General features: G+C 70.2%; 21 protein-coding genes and 1 riboswitch. Of the genes, 9 read left to right on the top strand and 12 right to left on the bottom strand.

Features of this window, described 5'->3' with window-relative positions:
- Positions 1-67 precede the first annotated feature (67 nt).
- Positions 68-1,393, bottom strand: a complete 1,326-nt coding sequence (gene glyA, locus AC0HS0_RS00950; protein WP_472961018.1) for a serine hydroxymethyltransferase — start codon at positions 1,391-1,393, stop codon at positions 68-70.
- A gap of 30 nt (positions 1,394-1,423) precedes the next feature.
- A riboswitch (ZMP/ZTP riboswitch) is annotated at positions 1,424-1,522 on the bottom strand.
- 152 nt (positions 1,523-1,674) lie between these two features.
- Between glyA and AC0HS0_RS00945 the strand changes: the two genes are divergently transcribed.
- Positions 1,675-3,186, top strand: a complete 1,512-nt coding sequence (locus AC0HS0_RS00945) for a family 20 glycosylhydrolase (protein WP_472961016.1) — start codon at positions 1,675-1,677, stop codon at positions 3,184-3,186.
- Between the two features lie 18 nt (positions 3,187-3,204).
- Here the strand turns inward: AC0HS0_RS00945 and AC0HS0_RS00940 are convergent, their stop codons facing one another.
- The 4 genes from AC0HS0_RS00940 to AC0HS0_RS00925 form a co-directional block, all read right to left on the bottom strand.
- Positions 3,205-4,449: a hypothetical protein gene (locus AC0HS0_RS00940; protein WP_472961014.1), complete on the bottom strand. Its 1,245-nt coding sequence runs from the start codon at positions 4,447-4,449 to the stop codon at positions 3,205-3,207.
- A 96-nt stretch (positions 4,450-4,545) separates the two neighbouring features.
- On the bottom strand, positions 4,546-5,445 hold the full coding sequence (locus AC0HS0_RS00935) for a carbohydrate ABC transporter permease (protein ID WP_472961013.1): 900 nt from the start codon (positions 5,443-5,445) through the stop codon (positions 4,546-4,548).
- The gene (locus AC0HS0_RS00930) at positions 5,442-6,398 is read right to left on the bottom strand and encodes a carbohydrate ABC transporter permease (RefSeq protein ID WP_472961012.1); all 957 of its coding nucleotides are present in this window, start codon (positions 6,396-6,398) and stop codon (positions 5,442-5,444) included. Before AC0HS0_RS00930 ends, AC0HS0_RS00935 begins: the two co-directional genes overlap by 4 nt.
- Positions 6,399-6,405: 7 nt before the next feature.
- Positions 6,406-7,647: an extracellular solute-binding protein gene (locus tag AC0HS0_RS00925; protein ID WP_472961011.1), complete on the bottom strand. Its 1,242-nt coding sequence runs from the start codon at positions 7,645-7,647 to the stop codon at positions 6,406-6,408.
- 313 nt (positions 7,648-7,960) lie between these two features.
- Here AC0HS0_RS00925 and AC0HS0_RS00920 point away from each other — a divergent pair, with 313 nt between their 5' ends.
- The 5 genes from AC0HS0_RS00920 to nagA (AC0HS0_RS00900) are packed head-to-tail and all read left to right on the top strand — an operon-like array spanning position 7,961 to position 12,722.
- Positions 7,961-8,959 carry an ROK family protein gene (locus AC0HS0_RS00920; RefSeq protein ID WP_472961010.1) on the top strand — a complete coding sequence of 333 codons (999 nt, stop codon included), beginning with the start codon at positions 7,961-7,963 and terminating at the stop codon, positions 8,957-8,959.
- Positions 8,956-9,864 carry a 1-phosphofructokinase family hexose kinase gene (locus AC0HS0_RS00915; protein ID WP_472961008.1) on the top strand — a complete coding sequence of 303 codons (909 nt, stop codon included), beginning with the start codon at positions 8,956-8,958 and terminating at the stop codon, positions 9,862-9,864. The genes AC0HS0_RS00920 and AC0HS0_RS00915 overlap by 4 nt, the downstream gene beginning before the upstream one ends.
- A 32-nt stretch (positions 9,865-9,896) precedes the next feature.
- Complete coding sequence (locus tag AC0HS0_RS00910; protein WP_472961006.1) at positions 9,897-10,769, top strand: class II fructose-bisphosphate aldolase; 873 nt, start codon at positions 9,897-9,899, stop codon at positions 10,767-10,769.
- Positions 10,766-11,551, top strand: coding sequence for a DeoR/GlpR family DNA-binding transcription regulator (locus AC0HS0_RS00905; RefSeq protein ID WP_472961005.1), 786 nt, complete (start codon positions 10,766-10,768; stop codon positions 11,549-11,551). Before AC0HS0_RS00910 ends, AC0HS0_RS00905 begins: the two co-directional genes overlap by 4 nt.
- A gap of 10 nt (positions 11,552-11,561) precedes the next feature.
- Positions 11,562-12,722, top strand: a complete 1,161-nt coding sequence (gene nagA / locus AC0HS0_RS00900) for an N-acetylglucosamine-6-phosphate deacetylase (protein WP_472961004.1) — start codon at positions 11,562-11,564, stop codon at positions 12,720-12,722.
- 16 nt (positions 12,723-12,738) lie between these two features.
- Here nagA (AC0HS0_RS00900) and AC0HS0_RS00895 read toward each other — a convergent pair whose 3' ends face one another.
- Entirely contained in the window at positions 12,739-13,281 is a 543-nt protein-coding gene (locus tag AC0HS0_RS00895; protein ID WP_472961002.1) for a cysteine hydrolase family protein, read from the bottom strand.
- Positions 13,278-14,747 (bottom strand): purine-cytosine permease family protein, encoded by a 1,470-nt coding sequence (locus AC0HS0_RS00890; protein ID WP_472961000.1) that lies wholly within the window; start codon positions 14,745-14,747, stop codon positions 13,278-13,280. The genes AC0HS0_RS00895 and AC0HS0_RS00890 overlap by 4 nt, the downstream gene beginning before the upstream one ends.
- A 70-nt stretch (positions 14,748-14,817) precedes the next feature.
- Here AC0HS0_RS00890 and purU point away from each other — a divergent pair, with 70 nt between their 5' ends.
- Genes purU through nagA (AC0HS0_RS00875) form a run of 3 tightly spaced genes read left to right on the top strand, consistent with a single transcriptional unit; the run spans position 14,818 to position 17,296 of the window.
- Positions 14,818-15,717: a formyltetrahydrofolate deformylase gene (gene purU / locus AC0HS0_RS00885; protein WP_472960999.1), complete on the top strand. Its 900-nt coding sequence runs from the start codon at positions 14,818-14,820 to the stop codon at positions 15,715-15,717.
- Between the two features lie 23 nt (positions 15,718-15,740).
- Positions 15,741-16,148: a YrdB family protein gene (locus AC0HS0_RS00880; RefSeq protein ID WP_472960997.1), complete on the top strand. Its 408-nt coding sequence runs from the start codon at positions 15,741-15,743 to the stop codon at positions 16,146-16,148.
- Positions 16,145-17,296: an N-acetylglucosamine-6-phosphate deacetylase gene (gene nagA, locus AC0HS0_RS00875; protein WP_472960996.1), complete on the top strand. Its 1,152-nt coding sequence runs from the start codon at positions 16,145-16,147 to the stop codon at positions 17,294-17,296. Before AC0HS0_RS00880 ends, nagA (AC0HS0_RS00875) begins: the two co-directional genes overlap by 4 nt.
- A 90-nt stretch (positions 17,297-17,386) precedes the next feature.
- Here nagA (AC0HS0_RS00875) and AC0HS0_RS00870 read toward each other — a convergent pair whose 3' ends face one another.
- Genes AC0HS0_RS00870 through AC0HS0_RS00850 form a run of 5 tightly spaced genes read right to left on the bottom strand, consistent with a single transcriptional unit; the run spans position 17,387 to position 22,529 of the window.
- Positions 17,387-18,172 (bottom strand): glucosamine-6-phosphate deaminase, encoded by a 786-nt coding sequence (locus AC0HS0_RS00870; protein ID WP_472960995.1) that lies wholly within the window; start codon positions 18,170-18,172, stop codon positions 17,387-17,389.
- Positions 18,165-19,067, bottom strand: coding sequence for an ROK family protein (locus AC0HS0_RS00865; RefSeq protein WP_472960994.1), 903 nt, complete (start codon positions 19,065-19,067; stop codon positions 18,165-18,167). Before AC0HS0_RS00865 ends, AC0HS0_RS00870 begins: the two co-directional genes overlap by 8 nt.
- A complete protein-coding gene (nagZ, locus tag AC0HS0_RS00860) occupies positions 19,064-20,683 on the bottom strand; it encodes a beta-N-acetylhexosaminidase (protein WP_472960993.1) in 1,620 nt (539 codons plus the stop codon). The genes AC0HS0_RS00865 and nagZ overlap by 4 nt, the downstream gene beginning before the upstream one ends.
- A 5-nt stretch (positions 20,684-20,688) precedes the next feature.
- A complete protein-coding gene (locus tag AC0HS0_RS00855) occupies positions 20,689-21,576 on the bottom strand; it encodes a carbohydrate ABC transporter permease (RefSeq protein ID WP_472960992.1) in 888 nt (295 codons plus the stop codon).
- Positions 21,573-22,529 carry a carbohydrate ABC transporter permease gene (locus AC0HS0_RS00850; protein WP_472960990.1) on the bottom strand — a complete coding sequence of 319 codons (957 nt, stop codon included), beginning with the start codon at positions 22,527-22,529 and terminating at the stop codon, positions 21,573-21,575. Before AC0HS0_RS00850 ends, AC0HS0_RS00855 begins: the two co-directional genes overlap by 4 nt.
- Positions 22,530-22,709: the final 180 nt, after the last annotated feature.

Genomic DNA, 22,709 nt, shown 5'->3' with positions numbered 1-22,709 from the left:
ACGCGGATGGTCCGCGTACTCGACGGTTTCTCGCTGATTTTTCGCGTACTCGGCTGGTGCCGGATGGTCAGATCGAGGACGGGAGCTCGACCGGGAACGCGTCCTGACCCGACGGGGTCAGTCCGGGGTAGAGCGGGAAGGCCGCGGTGAGCGCGTCGACGCGGGCGCGGAGCGCCTTGGTGTCGGCGCCGGGGCGCAATGCGAGGGCGATGATGTCGGCCACCTCGGTGAACTCGGTGTCGCCGAAGCCGCGGGTCGCGAGTGCCGGCGTTCCGATGCGGAGGCCCGACGTCACCATCGGCGGGCGCGGGTCGAACGGCACCGCATTGCGGTTGACCGTGATGCCGACCTCGTGGAGGACGTCCTCCGCCTGCTGGCCGTCGAGCTCGGAGGTGCGCAGGTCGGCGAGCACCAGGTGCACGTCGGTGCCGCCGGTGAGCACGTCGACGCCCGCTGCGCGCGAATCATCGGCGGTCAGACGCTCTGCGAGCAGCTTGGCGCCGCGGATGGTGCGCTCCTGGCGGTCCTTGAACTCGTCGGTCGCGGCGAGCTTGAACGCCGTCGCCTTGGCGGCGATGACGTGCATGAGCGGGCCACCCTGCTGACCGGGGAACACGTTCGAGTTGAGCTTCTTGGCGAGCTCCATGTCGCGGCTGACGATGAAGCCGGAGCGCGGTCCGCCGATGGTCTTGTGCACGGTCGAGCTGACGACGTCGGCGTAGGGCACGGGCGACGGGTGCAGCCCAGCGGCGACAAGACCGGCGAAGTGCGCCATGTCGACCCAGAGCTTGGCGCCGACCTCGTCGGCGATCTCGCGGAACGCGGCGAAGTCGAGCTGGCGCGGGTAGGCCGACCAGCCGGCGATGATGACCTGCGGCTTGTGCTCGAGCGCCTTGTCGCGGACCACGTTCATGTCGACCAGGAACGACTCGGGGTCGACACCATACGCGACGGCGTTGTAGAGCTTGCCCGAGAAGTTGAGCTTCATGCCGTGGGTCAGGTGGCCGCCGTGTGCCAGCTCGAGGCCGAGGATGGTGTCGCCCGGAGTGGCGATCGCCGAGAGGACGGCGGCGTTGGCGGACGCACCGGAGTGCGGCTGGACGTTGGCGTACTCGGCGCCGAACAGGCTCTTCGCCCGGTCGATCGCCAGCTGCTCGGCGATGTCGACGTACTCGCAGCCGCCGTAGTAGCGGCGGCCGGGATAGCCCTCGGCGTACTTGTTGGTCAGGACGGAGCCGACCGACTCGAGCACGGCGCGCGGCACGAAGTTCTCGGACGCGATCATCTCGAGGTAGTCGCGCTGGCGGCCGAGCTCGAGAGCCAGCACCTCCGCGATCTCCGGATCGACCTCCGCCAGCGGCGCGGTGAAAGTGGACGGGAGGGTGTCGGTCACAATCGGCTCCTTCAAAACAGGGATGAATACTGCATCGACCCAGGCGCGCGGCCGAATCCATCCGTTCGTTCGAGGTACCGTCGTCGCTCCCCGATGGTGACCATCTGAGCGCCAGTCGCGACGTGAGCAAGCATAGCAAAACCGCACGCCTCGAGCCCGTGCTCATCAGTGGGAGGCCTTGCTGATTAGTTAGGAGCCCTGCAATACTCGCTGGTGGTCGTCCCGCGGGCGGGCAGTGCCGGCCGAGATCCCGAGTATCCCCGAAGGCGTTAGGAGCTTCCGTGGTCGTGCCTCGTCCCGCCCGGCTCGAGAATACGGGCGATGCGCCCTTCACCCTGTTGCCCGGTGCACGGATCATCGTCGCCGGAGCCGGAGCAGAGACCGTCGGTCGACTGCTGCGCGACGAGCTGGCGACCGACTGCCGGCGCGATCTGATCGTCGTGCACGAGCCTCCCGCGTTCGGCGACATCGCCATCGTGATCGCCGACGACGAGGGCCCCGTCGGCCACGCGGCAGAGGGCTACACGCTGGAGATCTCGGCCGAGGGCGTCCGCATCGGCGCAGCGACCGCCGCCGGCGCCTTCTGGGGCGTGCAGACGCTGCGTCAACTCGTGCCCGCGGTCTGCGACGGCGATCCCCTGACGGTGGAGGCCGTGCGGATCAGCGACCACCCCCGCTTCGCGTACCGCGGTGCGATGCTCGACGTAGCCCGGCACTTCTTCCCGCCTGCGGACGTCAAGCGATTCATCGACGCCATCGTCCTGCTCAAGGTCAACCACCTCCACCTCCATCTGACGGACGATCAGGGCTGGCGGATCGAAATCGCGTCCTGGCCCGAGCTGACCCGTCACGGCGGGTCGACCGGCAGCGACGGCAGTTCCGGTGGCTTCTACACCGCAGACCAGTACCGCGAGCTGGTCGCATATGCCGCGGAGCGCTGCGTCACGATCGTCCCCGAGATCGACATGCCCGGCCACACGAATGCGGCGCTGGCGTCCTACCCCGAGCTGAACCCCGACGGCGTCGCGCCGGCGCTGTACACCGGCTCGGAGGTCGGGTTCAGCACCCTGCTGACCGGCGACGCAGTGACCGACGGCTTCGTCCGCGACGTCATCGAAGAGGTCGCCGCGCTGACCCCCGGCCCCTTCCTCCACATCGGCGGAGACGAATGTCTGAGCACGCCGGCGGAAGACTTCGTGGCCTTCATCGACCACGCGGCGCACGCCGTGACGGACGCGGGCAAGATCCCGGTCGGCTGGCACGAGATGGGGCGCAGCTCGAACCTCCCGGCGGGCACGGTCGGCCAGTACTGGTCCTTCCGCACGCCGCGGGAGGGCGCGGCGGACGAGACGCTGTCGTTCGTCCGGGCCGGCGGGGCCGTGATCATGTCGCCTGCAGACGTCGCCTATCTCGACATCGTCTACGAAGAGGGCGACCCGATCGGCCAGGACTGGGCCGACGGCGCGACGGACCTCCGCAGTTCGTACGAGTGGGATCCGGCCCGCATCGTCCCCGGACTCGGGGACGCCCACATCCTGGGCGTCGAGGCGCCCGTCTGGACCGAGACGATCGCGACGATCGAGGAGTTGGAAGACATGGTCTTCCCGCGCCTCGCCGCCGTCGCGGAGATCGGCTGGTCGGCTGCGCCCGCAGACACGGCAGACGTCGAGACCGCGCGCGACTTCGATGATTTCGCGGCGCGTCTCGCGCTCCTCGCCGAGCACTGGGATGCGCTGGGCACCGCCTACCGCCGCGTCGCCGACGTGCCGTGGCCGGAGGCCGTCGCCGGCTGATCGCAGTGACGGCCACCTCTACGGATAGCCGATGAACCACAGCAGCACGAGCGCGACCGGCTGCAGAGCGATGCCGGCCACGAACACGATCCGCCGGGCGCGCACGTTGTGCGTGAGCCCCGGCGCGCCCGCCAGCGGGGCGAGCGGCATCAGGAGGCGGAAGAGGCTCTGCTGCGGGAGGAACACCGCGAACAGATACAGCGCGTAGCTGGAGGCGTAGGCGACGACCTCGGTTCCGAGCGCGCGGATGCTCGGGCGGTTGAGCAGCCAGGCGTAGCCCGCGATGACCGCGACGACCAGGAGGGCGCCGGCGACGCTCGCGTACCGCCAGGTGAAGAGGAACCACGGGGTGAGCGGCACGAAGGCGACCCGGCCGATGAACCCGGTCCACCACGAGAGCTCCGTCTCGACATAGGCACCAGGGGTGCCGGTCACGGTCGCGGCCACCAGGGGCCACGCCAGACCGGCGACCGCTGTCACCGCTCCCGCGATGATCATCGACACGCGGTCGCGGATCCCGAACGCCTCGCGCCCTCGACGCGCACCCACGGCGCGGATCGCGAACATGATCCCGACCGTCAGCGGTAGCGCGAGCTCGCCCGGGCGGGTGAAGGCCGCGGCCACGCCGAGCGGGATCACCGTCCAGTACCTCCGCGCCATAATCGCCCACAGCGCGGCGAACAGGAGGACGAAGAACATGCTCTCCGCGTACGCGATCTGAAGTACGAACGACAGCGGCCCGAAGCAGAAGAACACGGCGGCCCAGAGCCCGCTCACCGCGCCGACGCGGGAGGCGACGAGACGGTACAGCACGAGTGCCGCCCCCGCACCGCACAGCACGGCGATCAGGACGCCCGCGGGCGCGAAGCCGAGTCCGGTGGCCGCCATCAGGGCGCGGACCACCAGTGGATACACGGGCAGGAACGCCCACTCGTTCTGCTCGACGTCACCGGCCGCGTCGGTGGGCAGGGTCGCCGGGTAGCCGTGCTCCACGATGCGGCGGTAGTACGAGGCGTCCCAAGTGCCCGCGAAACCGAGGAAGGTCGGGTGGGATTGCGGGCTGCCGCCCTCCCAGTGGAACACCCCGGCGACGAGGTAGAGCGTGAGCATGAAGAGCGTCGTGACGACACGCGACGCCGCATACAGTCCGAGGATGCCTGCCCACCACGGCACGTCGCGGCCGAACAGCCGCAGATGGCCGACTTCGACCGAGGGCCCAGCGGGATCCGCCGGGCGCAGCGAACTGGAGGTACCGGCCGTCATCGCTTCGATGCTACCCCTGGGATTCCCCCGTCCGGAGCACTGGACATCCTCCTTCCGGCAGGGGTAGGCAGGCGCCGAACACCTCGACCCGGAACGCTACTTGACGCTGCCCGCGGTGAGGCCGCCGACGAGCCGCTTCTCGATGAGCGCGAACAGGATGACGACCGGGATCACCGCGACGATGGACACCGCGAAGACGTACTGCCAGGCGGCGTCGTACTGGCCGACGAACTTGGTCAGCGCGACAGACAGCGGCTGGTTGGCGTCGGTCGACAGGATCACGAGGCTCGCCGCGAACTCGTTCCAGGAGGCGACGAACGTGTAGATGATGGCGGTCACGATGCCCGGCCACACCAGCGGCAGCTGCACTCGCAGGAGCACCGTCCATTTGCCGGCCCCGTCGAGCTGGGCGGCTTCGTCGACCTCCTTGGGCACACCGGCGAAGAAGGTGTGCATGATCCAGATGGCGAACGCCAGGTTGAATGCGGCGTTGACCAGGATCATCGCGAGCCAGGTGTCGTTGATCCCGAGGGCGACCATCTCTTTGAAGAGCCCGGTCGCCAGGACCGTCGGCTGCAGCATCTGCGTCACGATGACGAGGAAGAGGAAGACGCCTCGCCCGGGGAAGCGGAACCGCGCCGTGTAGTAGGCCGCGGGGACGCAGACCAGGAGCACCAGCACCGTCGCGAACAGCGAGATCACGATCGTGGAGATCAGGTTGAGCGGCAGCGGCGTCTCGGGCGTCGACCACATCGTGAGGTAGTTCTCGGGGTGCCATTGCGTCGGCAGGTAGGTCGGCGGGACGGCGAGGATGTTGTCCCGGCTCTTGAACGACCCGACCAGCATGATGAGGTAGGGCGCGATGAACACGAGGGCGATCACGATGCCGGCGATCACCTTGCCGGCGACGCGCCACGAGAAGCGCGAGCGGGATCGGCGGCGCGGCGCGGGCGAGACGCCTGCTCCGGCGAGCGCGACAGGTGCCGGTGCGGTCACGAGACCTCCTTCATCGGCTTGACGATCCAGAGATAGAGCGCCACGACGACGAGCACGATCAGGAAGTTGATCACGCTGAGCGCGCTCGACAGGTCGATGCGCTGTTCGTTCTGCAGCAGCTTGAAGACGTAGGTCGTCGTGGTGTCCGCCTTGTAGCCTGGGATCGACCCCGTCATTAGCTTCAGGATCGGCAGGGAGTTGAAGACGTTGATGATGTTGATCAGCGTGGCGAGCGCGATGGCGGGGCGCAGGTTCGGGAGGGTGACGCCGAAGTACGAGCGTGCGGGCCCCGCCCCGTCGACCTTGGCCGCCTCCAGCATGTCACCGGGGATGCCCGCGAGCCCGGCGAGGATCGTGTAGGTGGTGAACGGCAGCGACACGAACACGGCGATCGCGATCGATGACAGGAAGGCCGGTACCGGTTCCTTGGTGAAGCCGAACGGCTGAGCCAGCACGTGGATGTCGACGAGGAATTTGTTGATGATCCCGTAGAACGGGTCGAGGCCGTAGACGAAGACCGTCGTGGTCATGACCACACTCGCCGCCCACGGCACGATGATCGCCATCCGCACCCAGCGGCGGCCTGGGAAGTTCTTGTCGAGGAACTGCGCCAGCGCCAGGGAGATCACGACCGTGATGACCACGACCGAGACGACCCAGAGCAGCGTGTTGAACAGGATGCCGGGGATCTCCGGGCGCGAGAGCACGGTGATGTAGTTCTGCAGGCCGACCGACCCGTGGTCGACGCCGGCGACCGAGATCTTGCGCGTCGAGTTGTAGATCATGTAGCCGGCGGGGAACAGCACGACGCCGAAGATGAGGATGAGCGCGGGGAGCGTCCAGGGCACGGCGTTCCACAGCGTGGTCGCGTTGCCGTGCCGCGCGGGCGGCGCCCCGCGGCGGGGACGGCCGGTGGCCGCCCCCGTCGTGGTCGTCTCGATGGTCGAGCTCATGCCGGTTCTACTGGCCTGTGGCCTTCGACTGGATGGACTTGAGCAGTGTCGCCGGGTCGGTGCCCTGACCGAGCTGGCCGATCTGGCTCTGGATGGCGCCCTGCGCGGCCGACCAGTCCTTGTTGGTGGACGGGTAGAACTTCGCGTTGGGCAGCAGGTCGAGGAACGGCTTGATGTCGGCGTTGGAGCCCATCGAGTCCGCGCCGGTCTTGGTGGTGGGCAGGAAGCCCTCCGCGCCGACCCACTTCGTGTAGACCGCGGGCGAGTAGAAGTAGTCGAGGAACTTCTTGATCGCCGGCTTGCGGTCGGTCTTGTTCTTGAACGCCATCAGGTGGTCGGCGACGCCGAGGGTGAAGGCCGAACCGTCCTTCGTCGGGATCGGTGCGATGCCGTACTTCAGCGACGGGTTCTTGTCCTTGATCTGGCCGACTGTCGGCGGGAGGCCGACCTGCATGCCGAGCTGGCCCTGGATGAAGACGTTCATCAGCGGGGTGCGGTTGGTCGAACCGGGGTTCGCCTCCGTGAAGCCCTGGTTGATGATCTTCTGCATCTCGGTGGCGCCGGTGGTGTTCTCTGCGCTGTCGATGGTCAGCGTCTTGGCGTCGCCATAGCCTCCACCTGCACCGTAGAACCAGACGGCGGTCTCGGCCTGGGCCTCCTCGGAGCCGAGGGGCATGCCGTAGGGCGTGACACCGGCGGCCTTGAGCTTCGCGGCGTCGGCCTCGAAGTCGGCCCAGGTCTTCGGGGGCTCGGCGATGCCGGCCTTGCTGAAGTCGTCCTTGTTGTAGAACAGCGCGCGGGCGGACGCGATGAAGGGCAGGCCCCACTGCGTCCCGTCGATGCTGGCGTTGTCTTTGAAGGCCGTCTGGAAGTCGTCGAGCGTCTGCGACGACACGATGTCCTTCGCCGGGTAGAGCAGATCGTCGGCGGCGAAGCCCGCGAACGCGTCGATGTTCAGGATGTCGGGCTGCTTGCCCGCCTGGATGCGCGTCTTGATGACGTTGTTGATGTCGGTCCACGACTCGACGTCGAGGTTGACCGTGATGCCCTTGTTCTTGGCCTCGAAGTCCTTGATGATCTGCTGCCATTCGGCCTTCGTGTTGTCCGAGTAGCTGGCGACCATCAGGTTGAGGTCGTTGGCGCCGCCGGCCGAGTCGCCCGATCCCCCGCTGAAGCCGCAGGACGCGAGCGTCAGAGTGGCAACCGCCGCCGTGGCGACGGTGGCCCCCCACCGCACAGACTTCTTCATCGACTTTCCTCACTCTCGCTCTGGATAGCGACCGTCGCCGAACGTGGTGCGGTGCGCGACGATGCGCTCATGGATGATGCTTCGTGATTTGTTTTGAGCAAAAACAATCAGATGCACTCATTCGTTGCTCGAATACTTACGCATCACGGAGGCCACGTCAAGGAATTTGTTCAACTTCTTTACATATCCGTAACACTCCCGTCCCCTGTCGCCCGGTCCTCCCGGTGCGGCGATCGAAAATGATTAGTAGACAAGCGTTACGCTCATAAGCGATCATTGACGCGACCGAATCGTCGTCGCAGAGGAGTGAGCAGTGGCGTCCGACACCCGACTCGACGACCGGCTGGGCGCCGGGCACCCGGTGCTCGCCTTCGACGTCGGAGGCACGGACCTCAAAGCCGCTCTGGTCGACTCCTCCGGCCGCATCGTGGAGCTCCTCCGCCGGCCCACGCCGCTCGACGGCGAGCGCACCGGCGACGCCGTCGTCGCCGCGACCGCCGCGCTGCTCGACGAGTTCCGCCGCACGCATCCCGAGATCGAGCCCGCGGCGGCCGGTCTCGTCGTGCCGGGCCATGTGGACGAGGTGCGGGGCGTCGGCGTGCTCGCCGAGAACCTGGGCTGGCGCGAGTACCCGTTCCGGGAGCGCGCGTCGCAGGCGCTCGGCCTCCCGGTCTCGTTCAGCCACGACGTGCGGGCAGCGGGCGAGGCGGAGTACCGGCTCGGGGCCGCGAAGGACTTCCGCGATGTCGTCGTGATGGCGATCGGCACGGGCATCGCCGGCGCGATCTTCATCGACGGCACGCTGTTCACCGGCGGCGGCATGGCCGGCGAGATCGGCCACTCCCGGGTCGCGGACGGCCCGGAATGCGCCTGCGGCGGCCGCGGCTGCCTGGAGGCCGTGGCCTCCGCGGCCGCCATCGCGCGCCGCTACACCGCGCTCAGCGGCGTCCCGGTGGCCGGTTCGCGCGAGGTGCTGGAACGCGCGACCGCAGGCGACCCCGCGGCGCAGCGGATCTGGGACTCTGCGCTCGACGCGCTCGCACTCGACCTCTCCCACACCGTCGCGCTGCTCGCCCCGGAGGCCGTCGTGATCGGCGGCGGCCTCGCCCAGGCGGGCGACGCCCTCTTCGTTCCGCTCGCCGAGCGCCTCGACGGCATCCTGACCTTCCATCGGCGCCCGGTGCTGTTGGCCGCTCGCATCGGCGAGAACGCAGGAGTGATCGGCGCCGCGCTGCGTGCCCGGGAACGCCTCGCCGCACCCGGTCCCGCCCCTGCCTTCACGCCTTCCCACCTCAGCGAGAGAGCTCGATGATCCTCACCGTCACGCCCAACCCCGCCATCGACCTGACGTACCGTGTCGCTGCCCTCGAGCCCGGCGAGACCCATCGGGTCGCCGCGCCGGCCGCGCGCGCGGGAGGCAAGGGCCTCAACGTGGCCCGCGTCGTCGCGCAGACCGGCGGCGCCGCGTTCGCGCTGACGACCGCGGGCGGGGCGCCCGGGCTGCGGCTCGCCGACGATCTCGAGGCCGCCGGCCTACCGTCGGAGCTGGTGCCCGTCGCCTCCCCGACCCGCAGCAGCGTCGCGATCGTCGACGAGGGATCCGGCGTGACCACGATCTTCAACGAAGCGGGCGGCGCGCTGTCGCCGTCCGAGTGGACGGCGTTCCGCGACGCGGTCCAGCGCCTCGCCGTGCCGGCGACAGTGATCGTCGGCTCCGGCAGCCTCCCGCCCGGCGCCCCGGACGCCTTCTACGCCGAACTGGTGGAGGTCGCCCGACGGCGCGGCATCCCCAGCGTCATCGACGCGACAGGCCTCCCGCTGCTCGCCGCCGCCGAGGCCGGAGCCGACGTGCTCAAACCGAATCGCCGCGAGCTGGCCGACACCATCGGCATCGACGACCCCGTCGAGGGCGCGCGCGCCCTGATCGCCGCCGGCGCACGGCTCGTCCTGGTCTCCCTCGGCGCCGACGGGATGCTGGCGGTGACCGACACGAGCGTCGCCTCCGCCCGCCTGCCGCAGCCGCTCTCCGGCAACGCCACCGGAGCCGGCGACGCCGCCGTCGCGGCCGTCGCCTCCGCCCTCGCCTCCGGCGTCGCCGATCCCGCCACGCTCGTGCGCCGCGCCACCGCCTGGTCGGCCGCCGCAGTCCTCGCCCCGCTCGCGGGCGAGCTCGACCCCTCCTACCCGGAGTACGACGCCCGCCTCGTACTCTCCTGACCAGCCGACCGCCGACCCACCGGAGATCCCCCATGCCCCTCGTCCCCACTCTCGACCTCCTGCACGGAGCGGTCGCCGCGCGCACCGGCGTCGCCGCGTTCAACGTCATCCATCTCGAGACGGCGGAGGCACTCGTCGCAGCAGCCGAGGAATCGCGCCGCCCGGTCATCCTGCAGATCTCGCAGAACTGCGTGCAGTACCACGGCGCCCTCGAGCCCATCGCCCGCGGCGCCATCGCCCTCGCGTCCGAGTCGTCGGCGCACGTCGCCGTGCACCTCGATCACGCGGAGGACGAAGAACTTTCGCGACGCGCGATCGACCTCGGCTTCGGGTCCGTCATGTTCGACGGCTCGACACGGCCGTACGACGCCAACGTGGAGGCCACTGTGCGGGTCGTCGAGTACGCGCACGCCAACGACGTCTCGGTCGAGGCCGAGCTCGGTGAGATCGGCGGCAAGGACGGCGCCCACGCGCCGGGAGTCCGCACCGACCCGGCCGAGGCACGCCGGTTCGTCGGCGAGACCGGCGTCGACGCTCTGGCGGTCGCCGTCGGCAGCTCGCACGCGATGACCGAGCGCACGGCCCAGCTCGACCTCGGCCTGATCACCTCGCTGCGACACGCCGTGCCCGTTCCGCTCGTGCTGCACGGCTCCTCCGGGGTCGCGGATGAGACGATCGAGGCGGCGATCCGCGCCGGCATCACCAAGGTCAACGTCTCCACCCACCTCAACCGGTTCTTCACCGACGCGATCCGCGCCTACCTCGGCGCGAATCCCGACGTCGTCGACTCGCGCCGCTACGTGCGCGAGGGACGCGCCGCGGTCGCGGCGGAGGCTGCCCGCCTGTTGACCCTGTTCGACGTCGCGGCGCGCACACCCGACGAGACGGAGAACGCACAGCCATGAACAGAGCCGAACGCCTCAACGCGGTCCTCGACCTCCTCGCGGAGACGGGCCGGATCGAGGTGGAGGACATCGTCGCGAAGCTCGACGTGTCCGCGGCGACGGCGCGACGCGACCTGGACGCCCTCGCCTCGCAGCAGCTCTTGACCCGCACCCGGGGCGGCGCGGTCGGGCAGTCGGTGGCGTACGACCTCCCGATCCGCTACAAGCGCGAGCAGCACGCGCCCGAGAAGCTCCGCATCGCGCAGGCGGCGAGCGCACTCGTTCCGCGCGGGGCCGTCGTCGGTCTGTGCGGCGGCACGACCAGCACCGCGGTGGCGAGCGTCCTCGGCTCGCGCCCCGACCTCATGGAGCCGTCGCCCCACCCGAACCTCACGGTCGTCACCAATGCCATCAACATCGCCGCCCAGCTCGTGATGCGGCCGCAGATCAAGACCGTGGTCACCGGCGGCGTCGTGCACGCGCGGTCCTACGAGCTCGTCGGGCCGTACAGCGACGTCGTGCTCGAGAAGATCACGATGGACATCGCCTTCATCGGGGTCAACGGCATCGACCCGCTGATCGGTGCCACGGTCCACGACGAGGGCGAGGCCAGCGTCAATTCGCTGATGGCCCGCCGCGCCACCCGGGCGGTCGTCGTCGCCGACTCCAGCAAGATCGGGCGCAAGGCCTTCGCCACCCTGGGCGGCCCGAAGATCCTGACCACGCTGATCACCGACGACGGCATCACGGCCGAGCAGCGGGCCGCCTTCATCGAGCGGGGCATCGAGGTCATCGTCGCGTAGGTTGGAGGTGATGACCGTGCATGTGATCCATTCCGCCCGTCTCGTCAGCGAGGGCCGCGTCGCCCGCAACGCCTGGGTGCTGTTCGACGGCGACCGCATCGGTGCCGTCGGCACCGGCGACGACTGGCTCGCCGCCGTCGCCGGCGCGCCGGATTCCGTCGTCACCGACGCCGACGGCGGGTGGCTGGCGCCCGGCTTCATCGACCTCCACAACCACGGTGGAGGCGGCGCCGCATTCGACGACGGCCCCGACGCGATCCGCACGGCGATCGAGCTGCACCAGCGGCACGGCACGACGCGGTTCGTCGTGTCACTCGTGACGGCGACGGTGCCCGAGCTCGCGGAGCGCGTCGGCATGGTCGCCTCCCTGGCCGCCGAGGACCCGCGTGTGCTCGGCTCGCACCTGGAGGGTCCATTCCTCGACGTCGGGCACAAGGGCGCGCACGACCCTGCGCTGCTGCGGGCCGCGACACCGGCCGACATCGAGCTGCTGCTCGAGCGCGCCCGCGGCACGCTGCGCCAGGTCACCCTCGCTCCCGAACTCCCCGGCGGCATGGAGGCCGTGCGCGCGTTCGTCGACGCGGGCGTCGTCGTCGCGGTCGGCCACACCGCCGCGGACTATGAACAGACCCGGGCGGCGTTCGGCGCCGGAGCCACGATCCTGACGCATGCCTTCAACGGCATGGACGGTATCCACCATCGGGCCCCCGGCCCGGTCGCGGCTGCGACGCGCACCCCTGGCGTCACCGTGGAGATCATCAACGACGGCATCCACGTGCATCCGGAGGTGGTGCGGGTGGCGTTCGCCGCGGCTCCCGGGCGGGTGGCGCTGATCACCGACGCGATGGCGGCGGCGGGCGAAGCCGACGGCGACTACCTCCTGGGGGCCCTGCAGGTGGAGGTGCGCGACGGTGTCGCCCGGCTCGCCGGCGGCGGCTCGATCGCGGGTTCGACGCTCACCCTTGATGACGCGCTGCGGCGCGCGGTCCACGAGGTCGGCGTGAGTGTCGAGGAGGCCGTGCTCGCCCTCACCGAGACACCTGCCGCCGCGATCGGGCGGGCAGGCGACCTGGGCAGGCTGGCGCCCGGCTACGCCGCCGACGCAGTGCTGCTCGATGACGACTTCCGCGTGCTGCAGGTGTGGTCGAGCGGGGCGCCGATCCCGCGGTGAGACGGCCCGAGCGCGCTCAGGCGCCGACTACGTCGGCGCTGCCCACGATCTCGATGAGCGGGGCGTAGAGGGCCATCGCATCGAGCGCTCGCTGGTGATCCGCGTCGCTCGCCCCGGCGCACGCGTCCGCGACGACCAGCACGTGCACGCCCGCATCGGCCGCGGCGAGCGCCGTCGACAGCACGCAGCAGTCGGTGGAGACGCCCGTCAGCACGATCTCGTCGGCGTCGCCGACGGCCTCCTGCAGCCGCGGCCCCCACTTGCCGAACGTCGGCATCGTCACGACGGGATGGCCGGTGTCCCGGAACGCCAGCACCTGGTCGTAGAGCGGGTCGTCGGCGGGCACCCGGGCGAACGGCCACTGCTCGTAGTACGGGATCCACGCGCCCTCGGGGCGCTCCGGGGCGATGAACCGAGTGAAGACCACCCGCGGCCCGAAGCCCCGCAGCATGCCGGCGATCACCGCCTCCGCCTCCGTGAACCGGGGCGTGAACCAGGGGCTCGCGGGGTCGCCGAACACCTGCTGCATGTCGACGACGACGAGCGCCCGATCGGTCACCGCTCCTCCTGACGTCGGATGACCCCGCGACCGAAGACGACGATGCCGAGGAAGCCGATCGCCAGCGACACCAGCACGCCGAGGTTGGCGTACGCCCAGTCGCCGGTCGTGCCGCCGAGTCCCAGCGGCCCGAGCAGGTAGCCCTGCCAGCTCAGCCACGCGGCGGAGCCGTTGGTGACCAGGCCCCAGCCCACCGCGGTCCCGACCACGATCAGGGCGATCGGGAGCCAGCGCACAGAGCCGTAGCGCCCTCGCCGTTCGTAGAGCTCGGCCTCCGCGTAGTCGCGTCTGCGCAGCGCGATGTCGGCGACGAAGATGCCGCACCACGCGGCGATCGGCACACCGAGCGTGATCAGGAACCCCTGGAACGGGCCGAGGAAGTCGCTCGCGAAGAACACGACGTAGACGGCGCCGGCCGTCATGATCACACCGTCGATCCCCGCGGCGACGTAGCGCGGCACCCGCACACCGACGCTCAGCAGCGCGAGCCCGGACGAGTAGATGTCGAGCACGGCGCCGCCGACCAGCCCGAGCACGGCGACGATCACGAACGGCACCAGGAACCAGGTCGGAAGCAGGGAGGCCAGCGCGCCGATCGGGTCCGCCGCGATCGCCTTCGAGAGCGACTCGGACGACCCGGCGAGCAGGATCCCGAAGATCAGCAGGAGGACGGGCGCGAGCGAGGAGCCGAACGTCGTCCAGCCGACGACGCCTCCGCTCCGCGTCGAACGCGGGAGGTAGCGGGAGTAGTCGGCGGCCGCGTTCACCCAGCCCAGGCCGAAGCCGGTGAGCATGAAGACGAAGCCGCCCACCACGTGCGGCACGTCGCCGGCCGGCAGCGCGGCGACCGCACCGAGGTCGATATGGCCGAGCACCAGCGCGATGTAGAAGACCGTGAGGATGCCGGTGACGATCGTGATCACGATCTGCATGCGCATGATGAGGTGGAAGCCGATCACGCCACCCGCGACGACCAGGGCGACCACGACGATCAGAGCGACGACCTTGGTCGCCGTCCCGCCCTCCCAGCCCAGCCGGGTGAAGACCGTCGCCGTCGCGAGCACTGCGAGCGCCGTGAGCACGGTCTCCCACCCTACGGTGAGCAGCCACGACAGGGCGGACGGCACCCGGTTGCCCTCGACGCCGAACACCGCGCGACTGAGGACCATCGTCGGGGCGGAGCCCCGCTTTCCCGCCAGCGCGATCACGCCGCAGAGCAGGAACGACGCCACGATTCCGATGACACCCACGATGGTCGCCTGCCAGAACGAGATGCCGAAGCCGAGCAGGAACGAGCCGTAGCTGAGGCCGAACACGGACACGTTCGCGCCGAACCAGGGCCAGAACAGGTCGCGCGCCCGCCCCTTCCGTTCGCTCTCGTGGATGGTGTTGAGCCCGTTGAGCTCCACGCCGAACGTCGTCGCCGCGCCCCGGGCGCGGTCGGGCCGGTCTTCACCGTTCGTCATGAACCGATCCAAGTGCACCGGCCACCGGTCGTCAACCGATCGCGCGTTCGCGGGCCGATACCCTGGACGGATGGATTCCACCGGCACCGCCAACCCCACCGGCTCCGCCAATCCCACCGGCTCCGCGAACCACTGGGTGCTGACCTTCAGCTGCGCCGACCGGCCCGGCATCGTGCACGCCGTCTCGGGCGCGATCGTCTCGGCTCGCGGCAACATCACCGAGAGCCAGCAGTTCGCGAGCACCGACACCGGCCGGTTCTTCATGCGCCTGCAGGTGCAGTCGGAGGCCGACCGAGCCGAGTTCGAGCGCGCACTGGCTCCGGTGGTCGAGCGCTTCGGCATGACTCACAACGTCGACAACGTCGGCCGGCCCCTGCGTACGCTCGTACTGGCCTCCACCGCGGCACACTGCGTCAACGACCTGCTGTTCCGGCAGCGTGCGGGGCAGCTGCCGGTGACGATCCCCCTCGTGCTGTCGAACCACGGCGCACTGCGAGACCTGGCCGGCTTCTACGGCGTGCCCTTCGAGTCACGGCCGGTCACCGACCCGGAGTCGAAAGCCGCGTTCGAGGCGCGCATCCTGGAGGCCGTGGAGGAGCACGACATCGAGCTGGTCGTGCTCGCGCGCTACATGCAGATCCTCTCCCCCGGGCTCTGCGAGAAGCTCGCGGGCCGCGCCATCAACATCCACCACTCCTTCCTGCCCGGTTTCAAGGGCGCCAACCCCTACCGTCAGGCGCACGCGCGCGGGGTGAAGCTCATCGGCGCGACGGCCCACTTCGTGACCAGCGACCTCGACGAGGGCCCGATCATCGAGCAGAACGTGGTGCGCGTCGACCACACCCGCAGCGTGCAGGAGCTGGTCGCGATCGGCCAGGACGAGGAGAGCCGCACCCTCACGCAGGCGGTCAAGTGGTTCGCGGAGGATCGGGTGCTGCTCGACGGCGCCCGCACCATCATCTTCCGCTGAGACCGCGCCGCTACACTGGTGCGGTGACCTCCACGCACGACCCGGACACCCCCGCCGCAGAGCGCCCCGACGCCCATCGGGCCGACGCCCTGCGGGCCGACGCCCTGCGGGCCAACGACATCCTGCGCTTCCTGCTCGAGCTCTTCGCGATCGTCTCGCTGGGCATCTGGGGATTCATCGCCTGGCCGCTGCCGTGGAACATCGTCGTCGGAATCGGCGCGCCCGCCCTGGCCATCCTGCTGTGGGCCCTGTTCCGTTCGCCGAAGGCCGTGCTGCACGTCGACCCGTTCGTGAAGGCGATCGTCGAGATCGTGGTGATGGGCTCCGCCGCGTTCGCGTGGTGGAACCTCGGTCAGCCGATCGTGGCGCTCGTCTTCGCCGTCGTCGCCACGGTGAGCGGCGTGATCAACGGACGGCGCGAGTTCGCATGACCGGCGTCGTCGTCCATGACGCCCGCAAAGTGGATACGAGCGGACTGGTCGACGAGTTCTGGATCGTCACCGACGGCGAGCGCATCGTCGCGACCGGCTCCGGAACGGGCTGGCACGAAGCGGCGCGCGCGCCGGGCGTCGAGGTCGTCGACGCCGGAGGCCACTGGCTGACGCCGGGCTTCATCGACCTGCACTGCCACGGCGGCGGCGGTCACCCGTACGACGACGGCCCGGACGAGATGCTGGCGGCGCTGGCCACGCATCGTGCGCACGGCACCACGCGTGCACTCGTCTCGCACGTCGCGAACCCGCTGGCCTCGCTGCGCGAGAGCCTCGGCGTCGTCGCCGACCTGACCGCCGTCGACCCGATGGTCCTCGGCTCGCACCTCGAAGGCCCGTTCCTGGCCCGTGAGCGACGCGGGGCGCACGACGACGCCTTCCTGCGCGAGCCGGGGCCGGAGATGGTGGAGGAGCTGATCGGCGCGGCGCGCGGCACCCTGCGCACGGCGACGATCGCCCCGGAGCTGCCGAACGCGCTGGAGGCCATCGGCGTGCTCATCGAGGCCGGAGTGGTCGTCGGCATCGGCCACACGGCGGCCGACTACGAGCAGGCGCGCCGGGCGTTCGAGGTCGGCGCGCGCCTCCTGGTGCACGCCTTCAACGCCATGAATGGAATCCACCACCGTGCACCGGGCCCGGTGATGGCGGCGATCGAGAACCCGGAGGTCACGCTCGAGCTCATCCTCGACGGCCTGCACGTGCACCCCTCGGTGGCGGCGCTGCTGTTCCGGGAGGCTCCGGGCCGGGTCGCGCTGGTCACCGACGCGATGGCGGCGGCAGGCGCCTCCGACGGCGACTACCGGCTGGGCGGGCTGAACGTCAGCGTGCGCAACGGGCTCGCGGTGCTCTCCGGCACCACGACCATCGCCGGCTCGACCCTCACGCAGGATGCGGCCCTCCGCAATGCGATCACGCTCGTCGGCCTCGACCCGGTGACCGCCGTCACCGCGCTGACGCACACGCCGGCGAAGGCTCTCGGCGAGGGTCACCGCTTCGGCCGCCTCCACACCGGCTACGCCGCCGACGCCGTCCTGCTCGACCACGAGTGGCGCGTGCAGCGCGTCCTCGCCGACGGCCGCCTCCTCTAGCAGCATCGGTCTCGAGGGGCACGTAAGTGCCCCTAAAACCGCGCTTTAGGGGCACTTACGTGCCCCTCGCGCGATCACGTGCAGCCGCGCCTACAGCTTCTGCCAGGCCGGCTTGTGGTCGTAGGCGTAACGGTAGTAGTCGATGTTGCGGAGCCGGGAGGCTGCGGCCTCGTCGACCAGCACCGTGACGTGCGGGTGCAGCTGGATGGCCGAGCCGGGGTTGGAGGCCGACACCGGCCCCTCCACGGCCCCGGCGAGCGCCTCCGCCTTGCCCTCGCCGAAGGCGAGCAGCAGCAGGTGCCGCGCACGGAGGATGGTCGAGAGGCCCTGGGTGATGCAGTGCATGGGCACGTCGTCTTCGCTGTCGAAGAAGCGTGCGTTGTCTTTGCGGGTCTGCTCGGTCAGCGTCTTCACGCGCGTGACCGACGCGAACGACGAGCCGGGCTCGTTGAAGCCGATGTGGCCGTCCGTGCCGATGCCGAGGAGCTGCACGTCGACACCGCCGGACTCGGCGATCGCCTTCTCGTAGTCGGCGCCGGCGTGCTCGATGGTCTCGCGCGCGCCGTTCGGGGTGTGGATGAGCGACGGTGTGAGCCCGAGCGGCTCGACGACCTCCCGCGTGATGACCGCGCGGTACGACTCGGGGTGTCCCGCCGGCAGGCCGACGTACTCGTCGAGCGCGTAGCCGCGCACGTGCGAGACGTCGAGACCGCTCTCGGAGATCCGCCGGGCCAGCGCCCGGTACACGGGCAGCGGGGTGGATCCGGTGGCGAGCCCGAGCACCGCGTCGGGTTTGGCGGCGATCAGCCGCTGGATCGACTCCGCCGCGAGCTCGCCCGCTGCATCCTTGTCTGCGACGACGACGACTTCAGCCATGCGTTCCTCCTACGAGTGCCGCTCCGAGCGCGGCGACGGGCGTTCCTTCCGGGACGAGGCGCACCCGCTGTGACAGCGCGAGCGACGCGAGGAACGGGGACGTCCGCGCCCACCCGTCGAGCACCTCGTGGACATCGCTCAACAGCCGGTCCCCGAGATGACGGAGGCCGCCGCCGATCACCACGGTGTCGACGTCGACGGTCAGCACGAGGACCCGCACCGCTGCGGCGATGCCCTCGGCAAGCCTAGCGGCGATCGCGCGCGCCTCGCGGTCGCCGTCGGCGGCTGCCGCGAACAGCGCACGGGCCGGCAGCGGGTCGTCGGTCCGCCACTGCCGGGCGATGCCGGACCCGCTGGCCACGGTCTCCAGGCAGCCGCGCTGGCCGCACCGGCAGAGCGCGCCTGCCGGGTCGACGGGGAGGTGCCCGATCTCGCCGGCGACGCCGCTCGCGCCGCGCCAGAGCCGGCCGTCCACGACGATGCCGGCCGCCATCCCGGTGCCGAGGTTGAGGTAGGCCATGGACCCGTCCAGCCCGAGCAGGTGGAACGCGCCGATCGCCGCCGCCTTCACGTCGTTCTCGACGCGCACGCCGACACCGAGCCTCCCGGCCAGCTCGCCGCCCAGAGCGAGGCTCTCCACGCCGAGGTTGACGGCGTGGGCGACCTGCCCGGAGTCGCTGTCGACCATTCCGGGGATGCCGATGCCGATCGAGGAGAAGCCGCCGGCCGCGAGCCCGGTCAGCTCGCCGATGCGGGCGACGGCGGTGACGGCCGTCTCGACGACGGCGGCGTGCCCGAACCCGGTGGCCAGGCGGACGCGCTGCGCGAGGGCTCCGCCGTCGTCGACGGCGACCGCGTCGGTCTTCGTGCCGCCGATGTCGATGCCGAGCCTCACGGGGCCTCCCCCGCGTTCGCCGCCGGGTCGCGGTCGAGGAGCTCGATGAGCGCGCGGCCGATCAGCCGGGAGGCGCCGAACGTCGCGATGTCCGCGTAGGAGCGGTCGTCGCTCGGCCAGCCCATGTCGACCACGAGCACGCTGTCGCGCTCAGCCCGCAGCCGGTCGATCGCCGCGCGGGCGAAGGCGTGCCGGTGGTTGTCCTTGCCGACCACGAGCACGGGCGAGGAGGCTGCGAGCACCAGATCCGGGTGGTCGCCTTCCGTGAAGACCACCAGCGGGTTGGCGGCGAAGCCGGAGGTCGCCCCAGACGCACCGGCCTCGCGAGCGCCGGAGGCCGCGGCGACGTCAGCGAAGGGCCCCCACGGCGCCTGGCCGATGGCGATGTTGGCGACGGTGTCGACGCGCACGATCGAGTACCGTCCGTGGTGGTCGCGGAGCCACGCGGCGGCACGCTGCGACACGTCGAAGGCCTCGATCGCACGGCGCACGTCCGCCTCGTCGATGTCGCCCGCCCGGCTGCGCGCGCCGGCGGTCGAAGACGACGCGCCGTGGGCGGCCGCGTCGGCACGCACGGCCTCCGCGAGCGCGAGTACCCGCGCGCCCGCCTCCTCGACGCGGCTCACCGCGAGTCGTCCCGCGGTGATCGCGGCGGCGACGGCGTCTTCGATCTCGCCGAGTTGGGCGTCGGTGTTCTCGGTGCCGATGCACAGGAGGTCGCAGCCGGCGGCGAGCGCCAGCACAGCGGCCTCCGGGATGCCGCGCTCACCGCTCGCGCCGTGCATGTCGAGCGCGTCGGTGACGACCACGCCGGTGAAGCCCAGCTCGCCGCGCAGCATGCCCTCGACCACCACCTGACTGAAGGTGGCGGGGAGATCGGGGTCGATGCGAGGGAGCAGGATGTGCGAGGTCATCACCGTGCGGGCTCCGGCCTCCACGACCGCACGGAACGGCAGCAGCTCGCGTTCGCGCAGCTGGTCGGAGGTGAGGTCGACCTCCGGCAGTTCCAGATGGGAGTCCTGGGCGGTGTCGCCGTGCCCGGGGAAGTGCTTGGCGCAGACGGCGACGCCGACGGACTGCAGGCCGCGCGTCCACGCGGCGCCCTGCTCGGCGACCACCTCGGGCGTCGAGCCGAAGCTGCGCACCCCGATGACCGGGTTGTCGGCGTTGGAGTTGATGTCGACGTCGGGGGCCAGGTCGAGGTTCACCCCGACGGCGTGGAGCTCTTCACCGACGCGGCGCGCCACCGCCTCGGTGTAGGCGGCGTCGCCGAGGCGCCCGAGGACGGCGTTGCCGGGGAACGGCGAACCGCTGTCGTAGTAGAGGCGGGTGACGTCGCCCCCCTCCTCGTCGATCGCGACGATCGCGTCCGGGTTGGCCGCGTAGATCGCGTCCGTCAGTGAGCGCAGCTGCGCGACCGACTCGACGTTCTGACCGAAGAGGCACACCCCACCGAGACCGTTCCGCAGGCGTTCCTCCAGCCACGCGGGCAGGGTGGTGCCCACGAAGCCGGGGAGGAGGGCGGCCGCGATGCGGTGGCGGAGGTCGGTGTCGGTCGGGCGGGGCGTCTCGATCGCGTCGGCCGTGGTGGTCGGATCGGGACGGGTGACCGACATCCCGCTCACCCCTTGACCGCCCCGCTGACCAGGCCGCTGGTCATGCGTCCCTGGACGATGAGGAAGAAGACGATGACCGGCACGGCCACGAGGGTGGAGGCCGCCATCACTTGTCCCCAGTCCGTCGCGCGCGACGCGGACTGCTGGATGAAGCCGCGCAGCCACAGCGGGAGGGTCTGGCTGCTGTTGTCCTGCAGGATGACCAGGGCCACGGTGAACTCGTTCCAGGCCTGGAGGAAGGCGTAGACACCCGAGGCGACCAGGCCGGGCGCCAGCAGCGGGAAGGTGATGCGCAGGAAGGCCTGGGTTCGGCTCAGGCCGTCTACCATCGCGGCCTCCTCGAGGTCCGCCGGGATGCCGGCGACGAAGCCGCGCAGCATCCAGATGGTGAACGGCACGACGGCGGCGATGTAGATGATGCTGACGCCGACGACCGTGTTCAGGAGGCCGAGCGAGCCCATCAGCTTGTACTGGGCGATGAACAGGCCCTCGGCGGGGAGCATCTGGATGAGAAGCACGGCGAGGACGAACGACGTGCGGCCGCGGAACTTGAACCGGCTGATCGCGAGAGCGGCCAGGAAGGCGAACGCCAGGCAGAACACGACCGTGACGAGGGCGATGACCAGGCTCATTCCGAGCGCGGGAAAGAACGTGCCGCCCTGGACGACGGCGGTGAAGTTGTCGAACGAGCCGCCGAACGGCAGCCAGGTGGGCGTCGAGCTCTGGAGCACGACGTTCGGCAGCAGAGAGGAGTTGATCATCCAATAGACGGGGAACACCCAGATCAGCCCGAGCACCACGGCGAGCGCCCCGAGGAGGATGCGGCCGGGGCGGACCTTCTGCTTGAGCTTGCGGTCGGCGGCGACGGTGCCGGTGGCGGTGGCGGCGGTCACGACTGGTCCTCCTTGAGCAGGTGGCGGACGTAGAACCAACTGAGGGCGATGGTCAGGACGAGCACGAACACCGAGACGGCGCTGGCCATCGCGAAGTCGCTCGACCCGACGCCGAGCTGGTAGATGTAGGTGCCGAGCAGGTTGGTCTCGCTGGCGATGGAGCCCTTGTCCTGCAACAGCTTGATCTGGGTGAAGACCCGGAGGTCCCAGATGATCTGGAGCAGCAGCACGATGCCGAGCACCGGCCGGATCATCGGCAGGATGATGTAGCGCAAGCGCTGCGGACCCTTGGCGCCGTCCATCTGGGCGGCCTCCAGCACCTCGGTGGAGACCTGCGTGAGCCCGGCGTAGACGGAGAATGCGACGAACGGCACGCTCATCCAGGTCACGATGACGCCGGCGACGAAGAAGAACGAGAGCGGGTTCTGCAGCCAGTTGTGGTTCTGGAATTCCAGGCCCCACGAGGTCAGCACGTTGTTGATGACGCCGCGGCGCCAGTCGAACAGCCAGTTCCAGACCGTCATGGCGGCCACGACCGGCATCGCCCAGGCGAGCAGCAGCGTGATCTGCAGGAAGATGCGGGGAAAGCGCGAGATGCCGGTCATCAGCAGGGCGAGACCGACTCCGATCACGACCGTCACGGCCGCGGTCGTCAGGCAGAAGACGATCGAGCGCGCGACGACGACCCACATGTACGAGTCGGAGAAGAGGGTGACGTAGTTGTCGAACCAGACGAACGGGGCGGGCTGGCCGAACTGCTGGGCGAGCCCGAAGTGCTGCATGGAGGTGACGAGCTGCCAGACGATCGGGTAGCCGAGCGCGAGCAGCAGGATGAGGATGGCCGGTAGCAGCAGGGTGTAGGGCGTGAGCCGGGCTTTGCGCTTGCGGGGGGCGCTCGGCCTCGGTGCGCTCGCGGTGGGCGAGGCGGTCACGGTTTCGCTGGTGGTGGTCACGGCGGTCCTCCTTCCGGTGGTGTTGGGAAAGCCGGGGGCGGTATAGGAAAGAGTCTGGAGGCAGGAGGGAGGGCGCGGAAGGGGTGGTGCTGCTTCCGCGCCCTCGCCTGCGGTTGGTGCTAGGTGGAGCCGATCAGCCGTTCTTCACGTTGAGGAGAGCGTCGATCTTGGTGTCGTACG

The sequence above is a fragment of the Leifsonia sp. PARNA 1/14 genome (genome assembly GCF_055720965.1).
Note: the sequence above shows the minus strand (reverse complement) of the source record. Positions and strands in the feature narration are given on the sequence as shown.